This is a genomic window from Leucobacter viscericola, from assembly GCF_011299575.1.
In the GTDB taxonomy this organism is placed as follows: domain Bacteria; phylum Actinomycetota; class Actinomycetes; order Actinomycetales; family Microbacteriaceae; genus Leucobacter; species Leucobacter viscericola.
Map to the genome: position 1 here is coordinate 3,166,172 of NZ_CP049863.1, position 21,329 is coordinate 3,187,500.

At 58.1% G+C, this 21,329-nt stretch carries 13 protein-coding genes and 2 tRNA genes; 4 read left to right on the plus strand and 11 right to left on the minus strand.

The window, feature by feature from the left end:
• Positions 1-24 precede the first annotated feature (24 nt).
• From G7068_RS13815 to G7068_RS13825, 3 genes are all read right to left on the minus strand, one after another.
• Positions 25-101: transfer RNA gene (locus G7068_RS13815), tRNA-Tyr, on the minus strand.
• 120 nt (positions 102-221) lie between these two features.
• Complete coding sequence (locus G7068_RS13820) at positions 222-1,823, minus strand: phage minor capsid protein (protein ID WP_166292494.1); 1,602 nt, start codon at positions 1,821-1,823, stop codon at positions 222-224.
• A 48-nt stretch (positions 1,824-1,871) separates the two neighbouring features.
• A complete protein-coding gene (locus G7068_RS13825; RefSeq protein ID WP_166292495.1) occupies positions 1,872-3,434 on the minus strand; it encodes a phage portal protein in 1,563 nt (520 codons plus the stop codon).
• 28 nt (positions 3,435-3,462) lie between these two features.
• Between G7068_RS13825 and G7068_RS13830 the strand changes: the two genes are divergently transcribed.
• Positions 3,463-3,645 carry a hypothetical protein gene (locus G7068_RS13830; RefSeq protein WP_166292496.1) on the plus strand — a complete coding sequence of 61 codons (183 nt, stop codon included), beginning with the start codon at positions 3,463-3,465 and terminating at the stop codon, positions 3,643-3,645.
• Here G7068_RS13830 and G7068_RS13835 read toward each other — a convergent pair.
• The 8 genes from G7068_RS13835 to G7068_RS13870 all read right to left on the minus strand — a co-directional run bounded on the left by G7068_RS13835 (position 3,642) and on the right by G7068_RS13870 (position 9,369).
• Complete coding sequence (locus G7068_RS13835; RefSeq protein WP_166292497.1) at positions 3,642-4,898, minus strand: PBSX family phage terminase large subunit; 1,257 nt, start codon at positions 4,896-4,898, stop codon at positions 3,642-3,644. The two genes, G7068_RS13830 and G7068_RS13835, sit on opposite strands and share 4 nt — an antisense overlap.
• Positions 4,899-4,928: 30 nt before the next feature.
• A complete protein-coding gene (locus G7068_RS13840; protein WP_341873750.1) occupies positions 4,929-5,564 on the minus strand; it encodes a helix-turn-helix domain-containing protein in 636 nt (211 codons plus the stop codon).
• Complete coding sequence (locus G7068_RS13845; RefSeq protein WP_166292499.1) at positions 5,533-5,997, minus strand: hypothetical protein; 465 nt, start codon at positions 5,995-5,997, stop codon at positions 5,533-5,535. The genes G7068_RS13840 and G7068_RS13845 overlap by 32 nt, the downstream gene beginning before the upstream one ends.
• Positions 5,998-6,215: 218 nt before the next feature.
• On the minus strand, positions 6,216-6,776 hold the full coding sequence (locus tag G7068_RS13850; protein ID WP_166292500.1) for a hypothetical protein: 561 nt from the start codon (positions 6,774-6,776) through the stop codon (positions 6,216-6,218).
• The gene (locus tag G7068_RS13855; protein ID WP_166292501.1) at positions 6,722-7,858 is read right to left on the minus strand and encodes a hypothetical protein; all 1,137 of its coding nucleotides are present in this window, start codon (positions 7,856-7,858) and stop codon (positions 6,722-6,724) included. Before G7068_RS13855 ends, G7068_RS13850 begins: the two co-directional genes overlap by 55 nt.
• 140 nt (positions 7,859-7,998) lie before the next feature.
• A tRNA-Ala gene (locus G7068_RS13860) sits at positions 7,999-8,075 on the minus strand.
• A gap of 120 nt (positions 8,076-8,195) precedes the next feature.
• Positions 8,196-8,870: a hypothetical protein gene (locus tag G7068_RS13865; RefSeq protein ID WP_166292502.1), complete on the minus strand. Its 675-nt coding sequence runs from the start codon at positions 8,868-8,870 to the stop codon at positions 8,196-8,198.
• Positions 8,871-8,964: 94 nt separating this feature from the next.
• Positions 8,965-9,369: a hypothetical protein gene (locus tag G7068_RS13870; protein WP_166292503.1), complete on the minus strand. Its 405-nt coding sequence runs from the start codon at positions 9,367-9,369 to the stop codon at positions 8,965-8,967.
• Positions 9,370-10,451: 1,082 nt separating this feature from the next.
• On the opposite strand from G7068_RS13870, the gene G7068_RS13875 reads away from it, so the two are divergent.
• The 3 genes from G7068_RS13875 to G7068_RS13885 all read left to right on the plus strand — a co-directional run bounded on the left by G7068_RS13875 (position 10,452) and on the right by G7068_RS13885 (position 21,170).
• Complete coding sequence (locus G7068_RS13875) at positions 10,452-16,652, plus strand: ATP-binding protein (protein WP_205881305.1); 6,201 nt, start codon at positions 10,452-10,454, stop codon at positions 16,650-16,652.
• A complete protein-coding gene (locus G7068_RS13880) occupies positions 16,558-17,262 on the plus strand; it encodes a hypothetical protein (RefSeq protein WP_205881306.1) in 705 nt (234 codons plus the stop codon). Before G7068_RS13875 ends, G7068_RS13880 begins: the two co-directional genes overlap by 95 nt.
• Before the next feature lie 176 nt (positions 17,263-17,438).
• Positions 17,439-21,170, plus strand: a complete 3,732-nt coding sequence (locus tag G7068_RS13885; protein WP_166292504.1) for a hypothetical protein — start codon at positions 17,439-17,441, stop codon at positions 21,168-21,170.
• Positions 21,171-21,329: the final 159 nt, after the last annotated feature.

Sequence of the window (21,329 nt, forward strand, 5' to 3'; positions counted from 1 at the left end):
CGAGAGCGGGCGTTGATGTGACCGTGGGGCGTGCAGGAATCGAACCTGCAGTGCTGACGCAGCCGATTTACAGTCGGCTTCCGATCCACTCGGTACGCCCCGAAACCCTCACCGGCATGCGGAGAGGGTGGCGGGAATCGTCTAGGTGACGTACCCTGGACTTGTAGGGGTTCCCGCCCCACCCTTGAAATAACAGGGCAAGTGAAAAGGCGGGCCAGCCCCTACTTTTCTGTCTTCAGGACCACTCGATGCAAGATCCCGCGACTGAACACCCACAGTTCGCGGATGCGACGCTCCGGTGTCCGGTGGTCGTTGTACTTGCCAAGCTGGTTGAGTAGCCCCGGTGAAGCGGGGAAATCTTGCAGGTCGATGATGAAGCGATCCTTGACAAAGCCGTGGTTCTCCCACGCCGACGTGACCGCCTTCGAGATGCGGTCGACGATGCTTGAGTTCTTGTTCTTCGTCTTCTTCACTTCCACCTGAATGGCACCGTTCGATCTCCAAATGAAATCGTTCGTGGGTTTACCGTCGAGGCTCTTCGCGAGCAGCTTGACCGAATGTCCACTGTCGGTGAAGCGTTCGTAGAACTCGATCTCGTGCGGGTCCAGATCCCATCCTGCACCAGTCGGGAACCCGAGCGCCCGCTGCCGTTCACCCCAGGTCATGCGCTCTCGAGACTTCGGCGGTGTCGGCTTCGTGTTGCCGCGGGGGTTCTTGGTGCCACCGTCAGCGAATGGCAACTGTTCACGGAACTCGCGCCGAATCAGGCCCGTATCTCGGACGTGCGCGCGCAGTGCGGCTTGTGCTGCACCGATCTCGTCAGGGTCACCGTCCCGTTTCGCGGAGCGCACATCACGCTCAAGCTCGCGCAACCGTTCACGGTCTTGCTGAGCTTGCGGGTCGTGCGTCGTGTACTGCGTCGGGTCAGGCCCACCCGGGAGCCCCGGCACGAGCACGCACCGGCAGTTGGGGTGCCCCCATCCCGAGGCGCGCATCTCATCGAGGGTTCCGTCGACGGTGATCTCGGTAGGTTCCCCGGTGATCGCGTGCGGCACCGTGAGCTTGCCGGTGGGTCCGCCATCGGTGACGATCTTCCCCGCCCACGCCCCACACGCAGAGCATGCAGAAACGCCGATTACGGGCGTGAACGTCGTGATCCCTGCCGCCGTCATGGACGCAACGCTCTGGTCTCGCCATGCGCGCGCTGCCGCGGTCCTGGTGGCCATCTCCGAGTACGCACCGATAGTCCAACGACGGTCAACCTTGTCAATGAATCCGGTGATGCCGTCTGCGAGGTATTCGTCGAGGATGCGCCGGTGGAGCGCCTGCGAGGTTGTCATGCCGGTCAGGAGTGAGCCGACGTGCTTTGAGGTCATCGGCTTGTACGCGTCGACCGGGGCACGTAAGATCCGTGCGTTGAGGGCTCGCAAGCTGTCGCGTAGATCAAGTTCAACCGCCGCCACCGCATACGCACCACCAGCGGTGAGCGCCGTCACCTGAGTCACACCGCGCGCAGCGTACGCGGGGAAGTCGAGCAGCACCCGTGCGATCTCCGCACTAGCCCCGCTCGCGGCTTCCTCAGTCGCCCACCTAGCGAGCTCGTCGGGATTGACCTGCTTCACGAGGCGTTCGGCCTGCTCGCGCAGTTCACGGATCGCGTTGTAGCGGGCAATCGTGTCGTCGGGAGCGTCGAGGTGTTGCTCAGCGAGTCGCCGTAGCGTCCCTTCGAGCGCTTCCTCGATGCGCCGGTAGCGTTCCGCTATCGCGTGTCCAATGTCGTCGATCCAGGCTTGCGGGGAATCGCCAGGCCACTGTTCTGCCATGTGGGGTGTCCTCTCGTAGTGGGGTCACCTGCTCACATACGGGGCGCGCTATTCCTCTGCCTCGTCGACGCGACCGGCACTGAACGGGTCGGGCGGCATGTTCTCTTCCTTGCGCGCCTGAATCCGGTTAACCTCTTCCGTGACTGCTGTGTCGTCCCAGTCCGGGTTCGCGCGGCGCACTGCGGTCTCGGCGCTGATCGCACCGGCTACGTTGAGGAGTCCGATGGTTTCGGCTTCGGTCTTCGGGTCGGTGCGTGAGAGTTCGGGGAATACGACATTGAGGTCGTACTTGCCGCCGCCCTTCCCTTGGAAGATGAGTCCGTCGAGTTCAAGCGCCACAGACCCCATACGGGAGAGCACGCGCCGGTCGTAAAGGTTCTTCTTAGACCGTGTGCGTTCCGTCTGGGCGTTGCGTTGCTGGATCTCGGTCGCGGTGACCTGTGAGCTCTTCTCGTCAGGGTCACCCCATGACGAGGGTGAGTAACCGGCCTTACGGAGGATCTCGCGCATGATGCCACGCATGGTCTGCTCGTGCTGTTCAACACGGATCTCAAACTGAGACGGAGTGAGGTCGAGACCGTCTGCCACCTTGCCAGGCACAGAGAGCCCGACGAACATCTCTTGAAACATGTCAAAGCTCGCACCCGCACCCGCACCGTTGTTGCGCAGGTAGGCCTCGGGAACGATGAGCTTGCCAGCACCCAGCTTGAGGTCGCGCATCCACGAGCTGAAGGTCTCGTCGAGCGCGTCAAAGAGCGGGATGCACTGGTTGAAGTCGCTGCGGCCAGCGTCGGCAAGCTGTCCTGACTTGCGCCATGACAAAGCGGGAGCATTCGGGAGATAGCCAGCGGTGAGTCGATCAATCTGGGTTGGAATCCGGGATTCGCCGTCGACTAGAGCCGCGTAAGATTCGGTCTCGGGTCGCTCCTGCAGCGGTACGCGAGCGCCGAGGCTGGTTTGACTGCCGCGGAAAAGGGCGTGCTCGATGTAGCCGCGTCCGTGGTGTTCGAGGTGTCGCCAGTACACGTTGCCGTCGACGAACTCAGACCACAAGGTGACCTCGACGAGTCGGCGATGCTTGAACGTGGGGATTGCTGCGTCAGCGGCAGCGTAGTCGAGCCATACATGATCTTCGATGTCGGCATCCCACCGGGGAATGATGATCGATGCGCCAAGTGCGCTCTTCACTTCACCCATCGAGTTGAGCGTCGCGTGCGTATCGTCGCTGTTCATGATGAGGTCGAGGCGAGTGCGTGCTTTGTCGTTGACCGTCGCACCGTCTGTCACCTCGGCGAAGTCAGTCACGGGAGGATCGGAGTACTGCAGGTCTGATGCGAGTGTGGCTAGGTCAGCCGCCGCGGGCACATGAAGCCTGGTGCGCTGCTCACCCTGCGGTACAGGTCGACCCCAGAACAGGCGTGACGCAACCCCAGCAATCCCACCGCGGTACGGTGCACCGTTGTGGGTGTGCGTCGCGCCCTGCTGCCCCGTGTAAAGCGTCTGCAGCGTCTTCACGTCACCGGTAAGCCAAGCATCATTCTCGGCGTACTGGTCATACGCAGGCGCCCATTCTTTCGGAGGCCATGGAGCATTCGCGGCAGGCATCGGCATTTGGTTACCTCCCGGTAAAGTCTTGAATATGGATAGATATGAACACCCGACGCTTGGTGTAGTGCTGTACACCGTTTCTGAGACTGGGTTTTACAACAGCGCGAGCGTCTTGCGTGACGTGGATAAGGCACAGCGTGAGGATGGAACGCCACTCACGACTGATGAGTATCTGCAGCTCAACGCCGATCTGAAAGCAGCAAAGGTTATCTAGGCTGCGAGCCCGTAGACCTCGTACTGCCATGACCCGATAGACGACCGCACCGCATACCGGGCGGCATCCATCGCGTGATCGTCACGCTTCACTACTTCGTCTTTGCCCTCTTCGGAGGCTTTCGCGTCCCACTCGTATTCAGTGACCTCGGCAAGGAATGTCTTGCACCGGTCAGTGACGATGAGTTTGTCTTGCGAGAGAAGGTTGGCGATGTTCGCGATGCCGTCGAGGACGGTGTTGTCTGCCGCCCACGACGTGAGGTTGTCGGAGTGGAGTTGAGCTCGCATGGAAGCGGCAGAGGGGTCGAGGAACACGAACTCCGGGTAGGGAACGTAGATGTTCTCTGGCCCGTGTTTCGAGTGAAGCCATTCTCTGAACCGTCGCGAGAGTTCCACATCGGGGATGGTTTCGCCGTGGTGCTCGCTGGATGAGTAGTGCCATTCGTCGATGAACACGAGCCGTGGCTGTGGCTCGTCCGTGAGTCCGAGCAGGAGCGCTGCCGTGGTGTTGGTGGTTCCGTAGTCCATACCGACAGCAAGGGTGCGCTTGATCGGTGGGAGATCCTCATGCTTGATGAGGTGCTTGTCTTCGTTCCACATGGGATAGACGGCACCCTCGGCGTTGGTCCAGAGCCCTTGGATGAAGCGTTGGTAGAAGACACCGGCGTAGGACGCTTTCATGTCGTTCTTGAACGACTCCGAAAGTGAGGGGTTGTCATCCATCGTGAACGCGAAATGGACGAGGTTTTTCTCTGCTGCGTCGAGTATCCAGCCTTTGCGTAGCCAGTGTGACTTCGAGCCAGGGTTAGTTGTGGCGAGGAGTCGTGCACCGTCTACGCTGAGGCGGGTTACGAGCATGTTCCAGAAGCCTTCGGGAATGATGGTTGCTTCGTCGACGTAGGCGAGGCTGACGGTGAGGCCGCGGATTTTCGTCTCACTCGAAGCGTCGTTTGCGCCGTACAGGTGCACGGTGCGGCCAAGAATCGATGCTGTCTTCGCGCCTGGCGTGTACTTGATGTACTTCGTGAGCGGCCCGAAGATCTCCGGATTCGTGAGCAGACTGAACAAGTTGCCGTTGATCGTGTCGAGCGTGCGCCCCACAATGATGATCACACCCGTCTTCGGGGCACGCAGAACAGCAAACAGGAACGCAAAGAGACTGATGAAGGTCTTACCGGAACGCACCGCACCGGACCAGAGAGCGATCTTCGCGTTTGGGCAGTCAGCTACTGAGAGTAGCTGTGCACGAGACATGATCGAAGTCAGGGCAGAGAGGGCATCCAACTAAGCCTCCTCAGTGATCTCCGTTTCGGGCGCGCGGAGGATATCGGCAGCGGCGAGAATGCCCGCCTCAAGAGACTGCACAACAGACTGTGCACCCGACACGTCAGGGTCTCGTTCGACGATGCGTGAGAGCTTGTCGAACGTGATCGCAGCGGTCGTGATCACGTTGCGGCGCACCTCGACCGGGGCCGACTCAAGCTCGTGCTCCTTGTAGTCGTTGTCCTTGCCACCAAAGTTGTACACAAGATAGGGGTCGTCGATACGGTCAAGCATCGCTTCAGATGCGGCAAGCATCTTCTCCGCGAGCCTCTGACGGCCAGCAGCAAGATCAATGCTCTTCGCAGCAACAGCGTCAGCAGTCTGACTGCGATCAAACGAGAGGTTGTCTTCTTTCGCCCAACGAGAGACCGTCGACTTCGCGACACCGAGCTCACGAGCGATAGCCGAGAGGGATAGGTCCTCGGCGTGGAGTTCGTGCATTCGAGCGCGTTTAGGATCGGAACGTTTCACAGTGTTGTGGGTCAAGGTGTGTTCCTCCTTGACTGTTGTGGGTATGAGAAAGGCCCACATCCGAGATTGGATGCAGGCCTTCTGGGTCTTATTTCTACAGTTGGCTGTGGGGGCCGCAAAGTCCATCTACCATGGCTGCGTATCCAGCCCATGCAAGGTAAAACTCCATGCCGTTATTTAGCGCGGAAGGATCTGCCCCTAGTTCTGAAGTCTTCTTGTCGGCAGTGGCCTTCATCTCCAGTAGCGACAGGAGTTGCTTCCCCTCCAACGTTGGATTGCAGTCGGTTTGCGCCCGAGTAATCAGACGCTGAACTATCTCTAGCACTTCGACGCTGTCAGGCTCGGTTTTTTGAGCACTGAACTCTGCGAGAATTTCATCGAGTGACATCTGATCGAGCTTGGTGGCGTCGAATGCTTCTTTGGTGGGGGTTGATTGCGGCTTACTAGTAGGTTGCGTAGTTGCGGTGGGAGCTACGGCGTCGTTGCTGCTGCAGGAGGTCAACGAGGACAGGAGTGCGGTCGCGGCAAGAATGGCCGCAACTCGGGTCGTCTTGGTCATTGTTCCAAGATAGCCGACTGTTGTAGGTCTGTGTGTGGCAGGTCTACACGCGTGTGTTTGCTCTGTACGCATGAAAAGGTGATCGTGTGCCTGCCACACAGGTCGTGTGCACGGTGATTACCGCTTACCCCTCTACAGGAGAACCCGACACGAAGCGGGCAAGAATTTGGATGGGTGTTAACGCGAAAACCCCCGTTGAAAAGCCGGGGGTTTGTGGACTACTCTGGCAGTTTCTCTCGCTCTGCTTCGTCTTCTTCGTGCTGGTAAGCATCCCAGAGGAGGTTGGCAACGATAACGATTGATAGTCCGATATAAAGAAAAGTGGCAGCGCTTATCGCGCTCGCGCCAACCGCTACGCAGGTAAGCCACACGGGTGGATGGTCACCCAGTTCGATGTTTGCCAAAATGAAAGTTGCAGTGACGGTGACAACCGAAACCATCAGGCAGAACAGAATGTGCGCCGTCGCCTCGTTGAGCGCTCTCACACGCACCTTTTCAACGCTTCTTGCGCGCGCCAGAACTCGCTCTCTCCAACTTGCGACCTGAGCGAATGCCGCCATCAGCGATCCACAAAGCAAAGCTGCCCCTGCGAGGATTTGATCTGCGCCGGTGAACTGTATACCGAAACAAACGACTCCTAGCGCGGCAAGCGTTGGTAGCCCGAAAAGTACCAGAATGCTTAGAACATCGGGGCGTTCGTTTCCTTCGTCCTGGCGGCGAAACCTCAGTCCGTCGAGGAGGCCTCTAAATACGTCGCGGGGGCTAAATCTTCCAGACATGCTGAAACCTCCTGCGCATCTATATCGTCAACTTCAATTCTCGCTTCGCTCGCAATTGTCTTCACACGAGGCGCTACGAATGTGTAGTGCATATCGTAATCAGGGGCACCGACAGAGACGGGGTAGGTGAATACGTTCTTGAACGCATCGACCGCAATCAAGGTGCTGTCGTTTCGTGCATCCTTAAGCGAGATCTTCGCATAAGAGTAGTCCTTGGCCTCGTTTTCGTGGAGAAGATCAATCTCTTCAAGTACTTCCGCGAGTTCAGAGACTCCCTCGCGGTTGCTCTTTGTGTCGTTCTGATTGGCTGCGTCTCGCCAAATCTGAGCAACAACTTTGACCTTTTTCTTTTCCTCTTCAGTTCTAACACGAATCGCGAGCTCGCGCTGAGTCTCCAACGCCTTCCCACCTCGTGCAGAGGGGACCTTAGACGTAAACTTCACCGTCGCATCCTTCGCGTTCCTAAATAGCTCATCAAAGTACGCGTTATCTCCGGCTTGAACATGTCGAAACAACAGCTTTGAGTGTTTCTCTTTAGGTGGAAGTGTCTGCTTTTGTTGCCTCAGGTGCTTGCGTTGAGCACGTTCCGCATCCTCAGCCTCGCGCCTCATTGCCAGGCTAACCTCACTCATACGTCGCAACAGTCGATATGTTGGCTCAAATTTGTGTTTGGTTTGGGCGATGATCACGAACTGGTCGCCCTTGCCACGCGGGAAAAGGAAAGTGAGGATGTACCTAGCTTCAGGAGACGTTTTAGAGATGTCTACCGAGGCATTCCCCTTGATTGGACTCTTGGCTTCCTCATGTGAGCCGACCGAACCCGCGGATACCTCAACGTGGATAAGGTCATCTCGGATATGTTCCGGCTGATATACCGTAAAGCTGTCTGGAAGTTTTTTAGTCCCATCGGCCGCCACGGACTCGCTTGTGAAATGAGTACCGTCACTGGCGAGGCGCTCTAGTATCGAGCAAATTTCCATTTTTGCTCGCGAGTCAGCAGATACGTTGACTGGACTATTTTCCTTGATCTTGTCACGAAATGCTTTTGCGAAATAAACTCGAAACCCATGCGCCTTTGACATGCGACAATTGTATATGAACAGGGTTCCACCAGTGCAAACTGGCCCCGAAGACGCGGGAAGATTAGGTGGGTGGGGTGGCTCGGAATTGAACCGAGGATCCTGACCACTCTCACCCCACCCATGCGCGCGCGTGGTCATCGTTGGCCTGGCGGGACTTGAACCCGCTCATCCAGCACAGCGCTACTGTGCCTACCTCCGCCAGTTGAGTTTCAGGCCATGCCGTCACCGTATGCGTCTCCGGTGACCACGAGCACGTATCAAGCTATAGAAACACGAAAAGCCCCAACCGTGAGGTGTGGAGCTTCATGTAGGCGCACTTGTAGCGCGCACTAATAGGTTAACACGTTTGCGGTTGGTTTTGGGGGAGGCCCAGGAACTCTCGCAGCGCTACCCAGTCGACGTTGATTTGCATGGACTCCGCGAGGGCGGTGAGTTGTTCGTGCCCTGCCCACAGTGTGCCGCAGTGGTGGCATTCCGCGACCAGCGCGCGGCCTTCCTTGACGGGGACACGGACGGCCCAAAGCTGGCACCCGTCCTTGTCTGCTACATGCTCGGTCTCGCACACGGGGCAAGCCGCCGTGATTTCGTATGCACGGGGAGGATTGAACATGTCCTCGATGCGTTGCACCCAGATGTGGAACATGCCGAACATGCGGTCAGGGTTATCGAGGCGACTGCCGGCGTTCTCAGCCTTGAGCGTGTTGTAGAGCAGCTTGGTGGCTTCGAGTAGATCGTCGGGTTGTGGCTGCCGGTAGTGGTCGAGCCATGCCCTCACGTCGGCGTCCGTGGTCTCGTAGAGGTTGAATGCTTTCATGTCGAGCAGATCGCCACCGCCTCCACCGCCGCTCTTGGTGCGCCCTAGGTTTGGATAGCGGGCCTCCCGTAGCTCTTCGAGCAGAGGGCCTGACATTGCGATGTTGCCGTTGACCGTGACGGCGTGCGCCTCGGTGAGGCGTTCGACAGCTCGATCCGTGTCAGGGGTGGTGTGGACAGTGGTGGTTGACGTGTGCATGTGCAGTGTCTCCGTGCCTCACCCCGGCCAGTCCTGGGAGAGCTATTTGGTTGTGGAGCCATGTTAACACGCGCCCGAAGGAATGTTCGAGTAGCTACCCCTGTACTGCCTGAGCCCTAACCGGACGCTGGTCGCTGTCAACGAAGATGAGACGGTACGCAGTTGGGGTGTCGGACATGTGAGAGTAGTCCACCGAGGTCAGGGCGTGCTCAGTACTCAATAGGCGGTCGATGTGAGCGAGGAATGGGGTGATGTCTGTTTCGACTTGTTCACCAATCTCGCGATCCCAACATGTGGCCGATACGATCAGCACATCGAACGGCTCCAAATCGGGAGCATCCATGAACTTGTCGGCACGTTCTCGCGTGATGAGCAGCTTGATTTCGATGTTCTCCTTCATTGGGTGAATCCCGCGAATTTGGACAGGGTCTTGGTAGGCGGCTGATGGATCGTTGGCAATATGCTGCCACGCGGCTATTTGGGCTTTTGCATTGGTCATGGAGCCAAGCTAAAAGCAGCCACTGACATTCATGCTTGCCGGGGTGGGGTTTGGTTGTTATTTGGTTGACATGGCCGTTTCTGTTGCTTTGCGTTCATAACGTTTCGTGCGTATCTAAAAACTGCACAAACGCCAGATCAGACGATGTATATGGCGGTTGGTTGCGGTTCAATGAACTTGATGCAAAACGGCCCTATGCGTCAAGGGGTCGCAGGTTCAAATCCTGTCAGCCCGACCAGTGTGATGTTTCAGGACATCACGGACACCTGGACCCACGGAAACGTGGGTTCAGGTGTTTTTTCGTTGGTAGCTCTGGGTTACCAGGGATTACCGGCCATAAATAGTGGATTGAGTCGGACGTGTTTGTGCTCTGCCCGCCCAGCCGGCACGTTCCCAGAGCCTTTCGCCGGCGTCGAGGCCGGTGTCGTAGAGCGCAGGCCTGCCAAAGTTTTTCTGAATCGTTTGTGGTTGTTTCTCGGGTGCTTGCGTCGCGATCTAAAAGGTGTTCTGGAATGTGAACTCATGGAGAATGAAGAGCCTTTCCGCGGCTTGTCTGCGATTTGATGCTCTTGCAGATATGCAATTGTCCGCTGGAACTCTGGGCTTCGGGGCCCTGTTCAAACTGGCCGCGATCAACGATCTCGGCGGTGCTGAGTGCCCCGAGCTTACCTCTCAGATGCCTCACGATGCACAGGGGTGGAGAAGTCATCTTGTAAGTTTCCGCGATCCACCTTGTGCTCAGCGGAGGTATGGACACTTAAGGGACGGTTGACAGCTTTGAGAGGGTGAGAGTTGCAGGCGGAAGCCATAAGTGCGGTTATTAGTTGATCTACTTGCAAAGGGGACGTCGTTGCCACATATGCCTGCAGAGAAGGACTGAACCAATGATGCTTCCAAGCGTCTAGTTTGAAAGGGAGCTGAGGATGCGAGAGGATTAATCAACGCCAGAAGAGTAGCTGGTGAATCGATCACCGGTAGGAGGCCTCCGAAAGGAAATGTCGCCCGATCTTCTAGATACCCCCAAAGGTCGGCAGTATCACTGCTGGCGGCACTGGCTTTGCCTGGAGTCCTGAGGATCAGCTATGGCGGAGAGCTTTTCTAAGCAACAAAGTGGCTCCACTGGATCGGGGCGAGTTCGCGCGTCACGCGATGGAGATCGATTCCACTATACATGGGCGGCAACCCGCCTCCTTCAGCTTCTGAGTCCCGCGTCAAATCTCCAACGAGTTACGGTCGAAGGGCTTGGAACTGTTCCTTCACACGAAGAGCCAGCCGGTGCCGAGGTTATCGACCTCGTTGAGTTCTATGGGACTTCAGATGAGAAGTTCACCTCTATTGAAATCCGTCAGTTTAAGCATTCAACACTTCATCCGGATAAGAATTTCACTCTGGGCGAAGTTCGCAAGGTTCTTGAGAAGTTCGCTCAGCTGGACACCGCATTGCGTATGCAACATCCTCAGGCGAGCATTCGCTTCTCAATAGTCACGAACACTCCCATTGCCTCTGGTGCGATTACTGCTGTGCACAATTTGGCAAGCGGTCGGACGCCGGAAGCCGGATCATCAGCTGCCAAGCTGATAAAAAACCTAAATCTCAATAGTGATGACATAACGTCGCTGTGCGGGCGGCTCGATCTTCAAAGTTGTCAACCTGGAATTGTCGCCTTACGACGCGGGCTTAGTCGAGAAGTTGGTGGACTCACGGCTGACACCGACATTCGCGTGTCTGCCTCTCTTGTTGACTTGGTCGCCTCACGAGCGAGCACCGAGTCCAGCGGACCGATCTTTAAAGCAGATGTCCTGCTTGCTTTCGGATGCAGAGAGGAGGAACTTGCTCCCGCGCCATGCCTACTCGACAACGCACCTTTTATCTCGCGAGATGCGTATAGAGATCTCGCGGATCGGATTCTCGAAACTCCTGGATCGATGGTCCTCACTGCCGAGGGCGGCGTAGGCAAGAGCACGTTCGCTCGCGCGCTTTCGGACCTGCTATCTGATCGTGCCGACGTCATCATCTACGACTGCTTTGGGAATGGCAATTATCGGAATCCCGCTCATCCGAGACATCGTCATCGGGACGGGCTCGTGCAACTCGCGACTGAGATGGCCGGACTGCGACTGTGCGTTCCAATCGTTCATGCCGGGAATCTCGCTCCCGAGGAATACACCAAGGCATTCGTTCGTCGCCTCGATCATGCAAGCGAGGTGCTCATGCAGAGCGGAAATCGCCAGTTGGTCATCTTGGTGGACGCGGCCGACAACGCTGTGATCGCAGCCGAGGACAACGCAGATTCCAGATCGTTTGTGCGCGACCTCCTCAGGCTACAGTCCGATATTCCCCCGAATGTTCGCATCGTGCTGACCTGTAGACCAGAGCGTCTCGATCGCCTTGAGGCTCCGGTCGGCATGGCTTCGTTCGAATTGTCGGCCTTTGCTCCCGAAGAGACGGCGAAAGTTGTTTTAAGTTCTCACCCTTCGGCGACCGATCTGGACGTTTCAGAGATTCATGATCGAACAGCGGGTAATCCGCGAGTCGTGTCAACAGTGTTGTTTGAAACCGCAACGATTCATGATGCTCTTGGTCGAGTTACAGGCATGGCAAGCGCCACGTCTGCACTTGACTCTCTCATGCAAGAACAGGTCACGAACGCTTTCAACAACGCCGGCAGATCGCGAGTAGAACTCGAACGCGCGGCGCAACTCCTTACGCTCTTGCGACCGAGTGTTCCGTTGGACGTGCTTGCGGAACTTGCTAGCACGCAGGCCGCGAGCGTGCGCAGTTTCATATCAGACCTTGGTAGAGGTCTAATTTTGGATGGGCAAAGTGTCCAGTTCCTCGACGAGCCAACCGAAACGTACTTCCGAAAGCTGCACCCTGCAACTCAAGAGGTTGCGGCCCAGGTAGCGGCGCAACTACGAGCGCTAAGCGGATCGTCCGCATACGCCGCGTCGTCCTTGCCTGAGGTTCTCTGGAGTGCGAATCTCTACGACGAACTCCTTGCGCTTGTCGCCACGGACGATGCCTTGCCGTCAACAAATGACGTCGAGCGTGCCCAAGTCGAGCACCTGCGAGTGGAGTTCGGTCTTCGTGCCGCTGTCCAGCTACGCCGCCCGGATTCGATCGTCCAGCTCGCAATGCGCGCCGGTGCCGGACGTGCAGGAAAAAGCCGTCAGCTCACGATTATCAGGGACAATCCCGACCTAGCGGGTTTACGGATGGATTCTCGAGTGCTTGGTGAGCTAATCGCGTCACGCGAACTTCCAGAGAGCTGGCCGGGTTCTACGCTCGGCTCCGAGGCAGCGTTGCTTGCGCACACCGCTGGAGGGGCGAGTGCAGCCAGGAGCAGAGTGCGGCAAGCAGCGTCAGCGATAGCCGCCTGGGTGCGCGCTCCGAGGGAACGGTACCCGCGAGACGAGAACGTCACTCCAGAACAGGTGGCACACATCGCATTGGCGATCCTACGAACGGATGGACCAGCTCCGGCTGCCTGCTACCTATCAGGTTGGCGTCCAGCTCATTTCGTCCTGGAATCGAGCGCAGCCCTCGCTCGGGTGCTCATTTCATCAGCCAGCGATGAGGAGGTTTCCGGCTTGGTCGCGAGTTCCTCTCATCCCGCAGTGCTACTCGGCGTCCTTGGCGAGATGCAGCGCGTTGGCATGAGCCTGGACGCACATGACGCCAGTGCAGTGTGGACAAAGCTGAAGCGATTCCGTTCTCGCCTTCTCGCCGAAGACTACGAACAGCGGAATGCGGAAGACACCGCATTTCGCGGTGCTTCATGGCTTTGCGCACTTGCGGTGCGTCACTCGATCGTCGACGCAACGGAAGCCGCGGAACGACTTCGCAAATGCTTGCCACCTTCGTTGCCCGTTGGGCTTGGTGACAGACACGGTCCAGGTCGGTCGGGCATCCTCTTCGCGGTTGCGTTGCGCGCGGAACTCCTGGGAGAGACACTCGATGTCGATCATTACCGACCGACTTTAGTTCCAGCGAAGCGTGGCAAGTACGATCCTATGAAGTCCAATAACGAGGACCTCAATCGCTATCTGTGTCCCGCGCTCCGCTGGCTCGGCGCCTGGGCAAAATACGCTCGCGGTGACATTGGCCCGCAAGCCACAGCAGCACTGATCGCGAGCTACTCCAAACGTTACTCACAAGATGAGATCTGGTCGATGTCCAATCGAATCGCTCGGCAGATTTTACCTTTGCTTGGATCCGCCTTTGACGAAGAATTACCGACAGTCGCTTGCATCCAAGTGATACAGACGATCGCTGCTGAAGCTCCGATTGCCGGGGCTCTCGACCTGATCCCGGGACTACTAGGCGACACTCGATTCTCATCGGTGGTCCTCGAACTTGCTGACGCTGCACGGTGCACTCTTGCCAGCAGTGCTGAAACAGCCGACGGCAAAGCCGAGACTCTAGTGCATATAGCTCGTGGACTCCATCGCTTTAGCTTTGCCGAAGCTGGAAGCTATTTCGATCAAGCGGTGAAAACCGCTACTGGAGTCGGCGATGACGCGATCTATCGATGGGATGCAATCGTTGCCCTAACTCGGGCAGCTGCTGGCGTCGACCCCGCTGATGCGATCGCCCTCGCCGCGCGCGTCTCTCGTCTCGGTGAAGCCGTCGAACCGATCACTTATGATCGATTCAACCAACACCAGCTGGTCGCTGCGCTTGCGCTGGTCTCAGGCACCAACGTTTTCCGAGTTCTTGGGCAGTGGCGGGATCGCCGGTTCGGGTCGCTTGACTGGCAGTTCAGGGGACTTGTCGAAGGGGATGAGGCCCTGTTCGCGGGACGACCAGACCTCACAACGGTCTTGGCGCCCTTCTCAACCAACCTTGATCTAAACGCCGCGCTCGGTGAACTTGTCGCCTCCGGAGGGCTCAACGCAAAGGCTCTGTCTACCGCAAACGATCTCGCAAACCGACTTGGGCGCTCAATCGATGCCGAGTTCGCGCAACCTTCACTTCCTGACCCTCCTCCTGCCAACGATCCTGACGAGTTTCGGAGCACAACCTTTGACCTCAAATCAGACGAAGAAGCAGAACGATCTGCTCAGCTGGAGGAATGCAAGGCGCAGATCGCGGCACTCGACCTCACTCAGGTGAGCGGCGTGGACGCGGCGGTCCGACTTCAGCAAGAGTCTCGTACATACAGTGACCGCCTCTTCATCGCAGAGGTCTTTACACGCCCCATGCTTCAGTGGGGCCTAATCCTAGACGCCGCATTGAAATCTGATGCTCTCAGCGATTATGAGCTCGCAAAACTCTTGAACGCGGCCCTCGTGCGGCCTCGAACTGCTCAATCGTTCGTAGACTCGTTGAAAAGGGCGGTTGGTACCTGCGTTGAGCGATATGGTGCCCAGTTACTTCATCACAACTGGATGGGTTTTGACCTGCCTGCGGCGGCCGCCCTCTTGGAGGTACACACGACGGATCTCCTCCAACGCGCGCTCGATCACCTGAATCTTGAGGAAGCGTTGACCGACGCCGATCACTGCTATATGCTCGCAGCTGGAGCGTCAGCGGTCCTCGACCCTTCCACGGCTGCTCGCGTGCTTGGCGAAGCGCTCGCTACATTCGAGGATGAACTTGGAATTAGTCCCAGGACAGTCACCAGGCAGGCCCCAGCAGAGCCAATCGACATCGCTGTAGCAAACTTCCTTTGGACCGCCCTCGGTGACCCTCGTTCTGCAGTTCGTTGGCAGGCTGCGCACGCGGTGCGTACTGCCATCGAGCTTGGCGCGAATGACGTGATCGTTGCGCTCTGCTCAGCAGTGATTCGGGGCGACGCAGCTGGGTATGCCGACGAACGATTCCTCTTCTACGATATGAGCGCGGCGGAATGGTTCCTGGTCGCTGTCAAGCGAGTAGCACGCGACGATCCGTCTGTCATTGACGCGCTCATGCCTGCAGTGATCGGACTAAGCGACCGCTATCCGGACCACGCTGCGATTCAACAGCACTGCTTATCAGTTGCTCGACTGACCACCCCAGCTGGTCATTCGGTTGGGATCGACAGGAAGGCCAAGCTGGCAGAACCCGTGGTCCTCGAAAGCTGGCGTCGCCCTACCCGCCCCGGCCCAATGATTATAGGTGCACCGCAAGCAGAGTACCGATTCGGTTCCGACTTCGACGAGTACGTACTCGGTAAGCTAACGGACGCGTTCATCATCACACACCAAGATGTGCTCGATCTGGCTAGCGCTCTCATCCTCGACGAATGGGGGTGGCGAGTCGACGGCGAACGTCTAGTGGACCCGAGACAGACGGCAGGTGTATACCAGGATGGCGAAACCTATGGATACAAGTGGGAGATACCTAAAGCTGAGGACCTCAACTACTACCTAGAACGTCACGCGGCACTCACCATCGCCGGAAGGCTGATGCGGACCGCTACGCCGTACCGCGACCCCGATTCGGAACGGCTGGACGTCCTTGAATGGCTCGCCGAATTCGACATCGCGCGCCACGACGGGCGATGGATTACAGATCAGCGAAGCCCAGTTCCTGGTCCCTTGGCTACCGTCGGTCCACGTGAACGTAACAAAGTTCACGAATCCGAGTTCCTGGCCGCCCTCAAGCCTGCGGACGGATGGGTGACGGTCTGGCAATCAGCGTCTGTCACCGAATACGACCGATCCCTAAGCATCAACATTGAGTCAGCTTTGGTCAACCCGGAGGCCGTCGGGGCATTTGTGCGTGCCCTGCAAACAGCTGACGGTTATTGGAGCTTCCGAATCCCCTCAGCTGACCTCGATGACAAAGATTTCCAGTTCTCCTCACCGCCGTTCCAGCTTCGAGGATGGGTGTCAACGCCGAATTCTGAAGGCGGCATTGATCGACTGGATCCCCTAGCCACCGAACTCGCGCCCGAGCTGTCTCGCCCTTCCGCGGACATTGTGGAGGCTCTCAGCATCACCTCATGGAACGGTGGCCTCCGCTGGGAGCGCGCGAACGGAGAGGCCGTTTTGGCATCTGAGACCTGGGCGGAGATTAGCGTCGGCCGTGAACGGCACGGCCCATCAGGCAACCGGCTCCGGATCACAACCGAAGCGCTCGACCAGATGTTGGGACAACTCGATTCCGCACTCATCGTAGTGGTACAAGTGAAGCGCAAAGATCGTCGCGCTCATTATGCCGACGTCACCGACAACGACACTGAAGGAGGTTACGCCGATCATGACAACGACTTCCGAGTCTTCTCCTACCAACCAGGAACTGGATGGAACGACTTCAACGGCCGCGTTGGAACTAGGCAAGCTGCTCGCGGCTGAGCTGGAACAAACCGACACTCTCGGACGCTGGATAGCTCACTATCTTGCGGAGCGCATGACGAGCCTTGAACAGAAGACTGGATCTGCGAGAGACACCGCCGAAGCTGAGATCGCCGACTTAATCCTCCGCCTCTGGTCGCTTCGTCGTCAGCTGCCCGGCGACCGCTTGCCCCTCGCTGAAGTGGACGAAGTGGAAGCGGCAATCGAAAGGCTGACACCCGGACGAAGGCCGTGGGCATATTTCGGTGCATTCGCCACTGACACCGAGCCAAGTCCAGAGGAGACCGAAACAAGAACCACACTGAAGGCCGCACAGCTCGTCGATCGACTCGCCGGCGATCTCGTCCATGGGCTGATCGGCCGCGCGGCTGCACTCGCCGTGGAAGATGGCGCGGCCTGGACCAAGCAGGCGGAGAAGATCGGAGATGGTGCGCTGCGGACTCTCCGTCGCGTTTGTTTCGCCGCCAGCGGCAGCGAAGACGACGCCGAGAGTCCGGACTGGAAAAATGAGGTCCTAAGGAGAGCAATGGCGCTGTCGTCGGTGGTTTCGACCTTGGTCACCACTCTAGAAGCTGAGGGGCAGGAGCTTCCGGGTGATATCCGTGGCTGATATATCCAGCGGTAGTGTTACCAGAATGCCGTGGACGCTCATTGGTTATCGGTTCTCGGCTTTGAAGGTCGGCGAAGCAGGACCCGATAGTCCGGAGTCCGGGTGCCTGATTCGGCCGCAGCAACGCGAGCGCGACAACGCGCCAAGTCTTCGATATGGGTGGGGAGATAAATAGCATGGGGCGGAACAAGCCGAGAAAACCCAAACGCACTCATGCCAAGCCTTCGGTGCCCACACGCGATGAACTCGCGCAAATCTTTGGTCGGTTCGATCAGGACCGGTTGTGGGCCACGTTGTTTGCAGCGGCCTCGTCGCCGGTGGCCCGGCACCGTGCCACCTCGGTAGGTGTGGCGCTCGCTGCTAGCCTTCGTGCGAGCTTCATTACCAACGAGAGTTCGAGAGAGCTTCTCCCCAACATACAGGAGCTGGTTGACGCGGCGGCTGAGTCCCAGGGCATTGGTGTAATGCACGAGGACTACATCTCTACCGACCCCACCAATGTCGCTACTGTCCGAGTCGGTGACGAACTGCTGCGTTACGTGCCGGGGTTGGTCGAGAGGCCGATAGCCGACCTTTCCCGGGCTCTGCGACTTGCCGACGCGGTCGATGATCGACTTGTGCGGCGGCACAAGTTTGGGATCGCCAACGTTGTTCGAGTAGCACTCAGGTACGTGGATTACTGCCTGAATACTCTGTTGCCGGAGTGGCAACCGGCTCCGGACATCGAACTCGGCGACGAAATTGACCTTCCAGCTGCCGAGCTGGACGCCGCCGGCAGGCTCGTTTCCGCTGACCCGCTTGAATCGCTCCAACTCGACCAAGCGGATCTGCTCGCGCTTGAATGGATGACCTCGCCGGCGATCTCGGTAAAGTACGATCACGAGAATCTGACGAGCCCCTTCGGGCGGACTCTGCGTTATCGCCTCTCAACCACTGACCCACATTTTCGATGGTTGCCACCGACCTACGTTCCCGGAATGCTTGCTCACGCGGTCACGGAACTTGTCGATGGCCTTGAACGTGATAACCATGCCAGGCGAGCACTCCGGGCTTCCTGCATCGATGCGATCCGCGGCGCACTCTGGCGGTTCTCGAATGCCTTGGTCGAGGCACCCCCCAAAGCACGCGATGAGACGTCTCCACTGACTGGGAATGAAATCCAGTGGATTGTTCCGGTCGAGGGTCCCAATTTCATCGCGGTGTCGATCCTTTTCACAGAAGACCTTCCTAGAACTGGGCCGTTGTCACCAGCGTGCGTAACGCTGGCAGACCGCGTCCGGGACCATGACCCATCGGACGGCCCCATCTCGGTACAGATCGCGGGCGGCGGCACCATCAAGTTGCTCCCCGGTGCAAGCGTCGTTCCGCTTGTCATCGTCGCTGGCACATCCCATCTGGTGGCTCCGCAGGCGCATGGGCAGGCGACCCTTGCACTGGAAGACCTCACCTGGATCGCGGAAACTGCAACAGCAGACGACGACCTGTTTCGATTTTCCCGCGATTTGAGCTCACCAGAGTTCCCCTCCAGCTTCGGCTGGGAAGCAATCAACTACTGGGAACCATGGAGGATGAACGACAAGACCTTCTTCAAAGGCGGGATCAGCCCAACACACATGTACTTTGAGGCGCATGCTGGAGAAGCCGAGTGGGAGCGCGCGGTCGATCTCTCGCGCCTAGAGATCGCGCTTCATGGAACAGGGCTACCGGCGCTGAGGCACGCAGAGATGGCCGAAATCTCATCCGGAAACGTCGCGTCCGTATCGTTCCTTAGCCCCGAGAGCGAATACGACCATCGACGGGGAACCCACTACGCCCCCAATCGCATCGGATGGTCTCTGCCTCTCATCACGCCCCCGATCGCAATTGTCAGGTCCGACCCGGGCTGGACCGACGACCAGGAGTATCGGTTCCTGTTCGACGTCTGTGGAGGTCTCATCTTCGCCTTCGACGCAATCGGTGAGTCATGGCGACACGCCCACGAAGACCTCGGAACTCCCGGATACCGGCTCTGGCTTCGAACAGTTGAACTAAGCGATGAAGCGGTCGAGTTCTCATGTCCGCGCACTCGAACGGAGGGTGCTCCGTGCGTGGCGCTCTGGAGTTTGGGCCTAGAAGAGTTCGTGCAAAAGGCGGATGGCAAACCCTTCGCAGCCAATGCGCTCACAGCCAACGCCCTCGAACGGCTTCTCATGCACGGCGGCGTCGGTGAGAGCGTTGCACAAGAGATCGGACGCGAATGGCTCACCTGCTTACCATTCCTGATACTTGAGACGAAGACCGCGCGAACCAAACTCAACCATCTGCCGAGGCCTTGGCAGCTGAGCCCGTCTGACCGGTCAGCAGCAACTGTATCCTTCGCCCGTCGCTTGCACGCGACGGGCATACAACCCGGCGAGTACCGTGAGATCGAAGCTAATGCGCTAGTTAGAACCCATATCGCGCCCGCAGCTCTGGAACAGCTCAACGATCGAATCGCATTACACAACCGCGATTTGATCGTCGCCACTGGAATGGAGCAACTCAATCGGGTCTATGACCACCTACAGGAAGAACAAGGAAACCTGACCCGCGTCGCCGAGAATCTGAGCACTGAGTGGGATCCAGTCGCGCGCATGGCCGAGCTCGCAAGCGAAACGCTCGAACTACGGCAGTGCAACGAGATCATCGTCGAAGCCGCATTGAGACTGGACGCGGATATTGATGGGCAACAGCCTGTCACGTCTCAGAGCTGGAGTGCGCTCCTAGCCGCCGCAGATGCATACCGCACAATGACGACGTTGAGCGAGCGATTGTATCACCGGGTTGCTCCTGCGATCATTGAGGTCAGCTCTGCATACGAACTCACATTCAAAGACGACGAGCACGTGACTGGTGATTCATGGGTGATGGATGGGGGATCTCTCAACACGGCGGCAGCCACTATCCGCCTCGGCCCGGTACTCGATGACGACGAGGTAGGCGCAGGAAGACTTGAGGATGCCGTTGACCCCGCGATGCTGGAAGCCTTCGGAGCGTACACTTCCGATCTCTTCGTGGTCTTGATGGCGCTCGCTCAGTGGGATTCTTTCAACGACGGTAGAAGCATAGCAATTACTTCGGAGGACAAAGCTCTCAGTTGGGTCTTTGAAGCAGCCGGTGATCCCGATGAAGAACAGCGGTCGCGTCTCCGGCACGCATTTCAAATACTCACGGTGTCCTCGGACATCCTCCGATCCAGTAGTTGGGAGCCGTGGCAAACACGGACCCGCAGGCATCGTCTACTCGTCCGACCTCTTGTAAGACGTCCGGATGGCACCATCCTGATCGCGCCGCAGTATCTTCTGACAACCCTGAGCGTTTACGACAACTACCTGACGCAAGGCGTTCTACCTTGGACGGGTGAGGTGCCTGACAAGGTGTCCAAGGCTCTTGCTGAGAGACGATCAGGTAGGAACAAGGCGTTCGAGCGAACACTTGAGCGGCAGCTTCAAGGAGTTGGGTTCAAGACCATCGCGCGCGTGAAGCCTGGCGATCACGCTCGTCTGGGTGTCCCGGAACTGACGACAGAAGTGGACCTTGTTTGCGGGCGTAACGGTGATCCGAACATCTGGCTGATCGAAGCGAAAGACCCCGCATCAGTTTACGGCTTTGCGGAGACAGCGCGCCAGCTGCGGACCTTCTACGGCGACTCGGAGAACAAAGGTCGGGTCAAGCCTTGCTATGCCACTCAGCTCGCGCGCAAGGAGGCAGAGTTGAAGCCCTACGTTGAAGACATAGCGAGGAAACTCTGCCTGGAGCCATTGCCGGATCACGGTGCCCACGTGCTTAAAACACGCTTCGTTACTCGCCATCTGACGCCAGCCGGCTACTGGGTCTCGCGTCCATACGAGGTACTCACGACGTCGCAGTTCCTTGCTGCACTTGATTAAGTCGGCGAGGCCTTTGCGCAGGCCGCGAGAGACCTAGAAGCGTCCCCATCCGGTGGCTCGACAATGTCGAGAACTGGTGACCAGATTCCTGACCAGAAAATTGCAGGTTGTCCGGCATCACCTGATGGCTCTCGGTAGTGTCGTTGTCACGAGAAACGC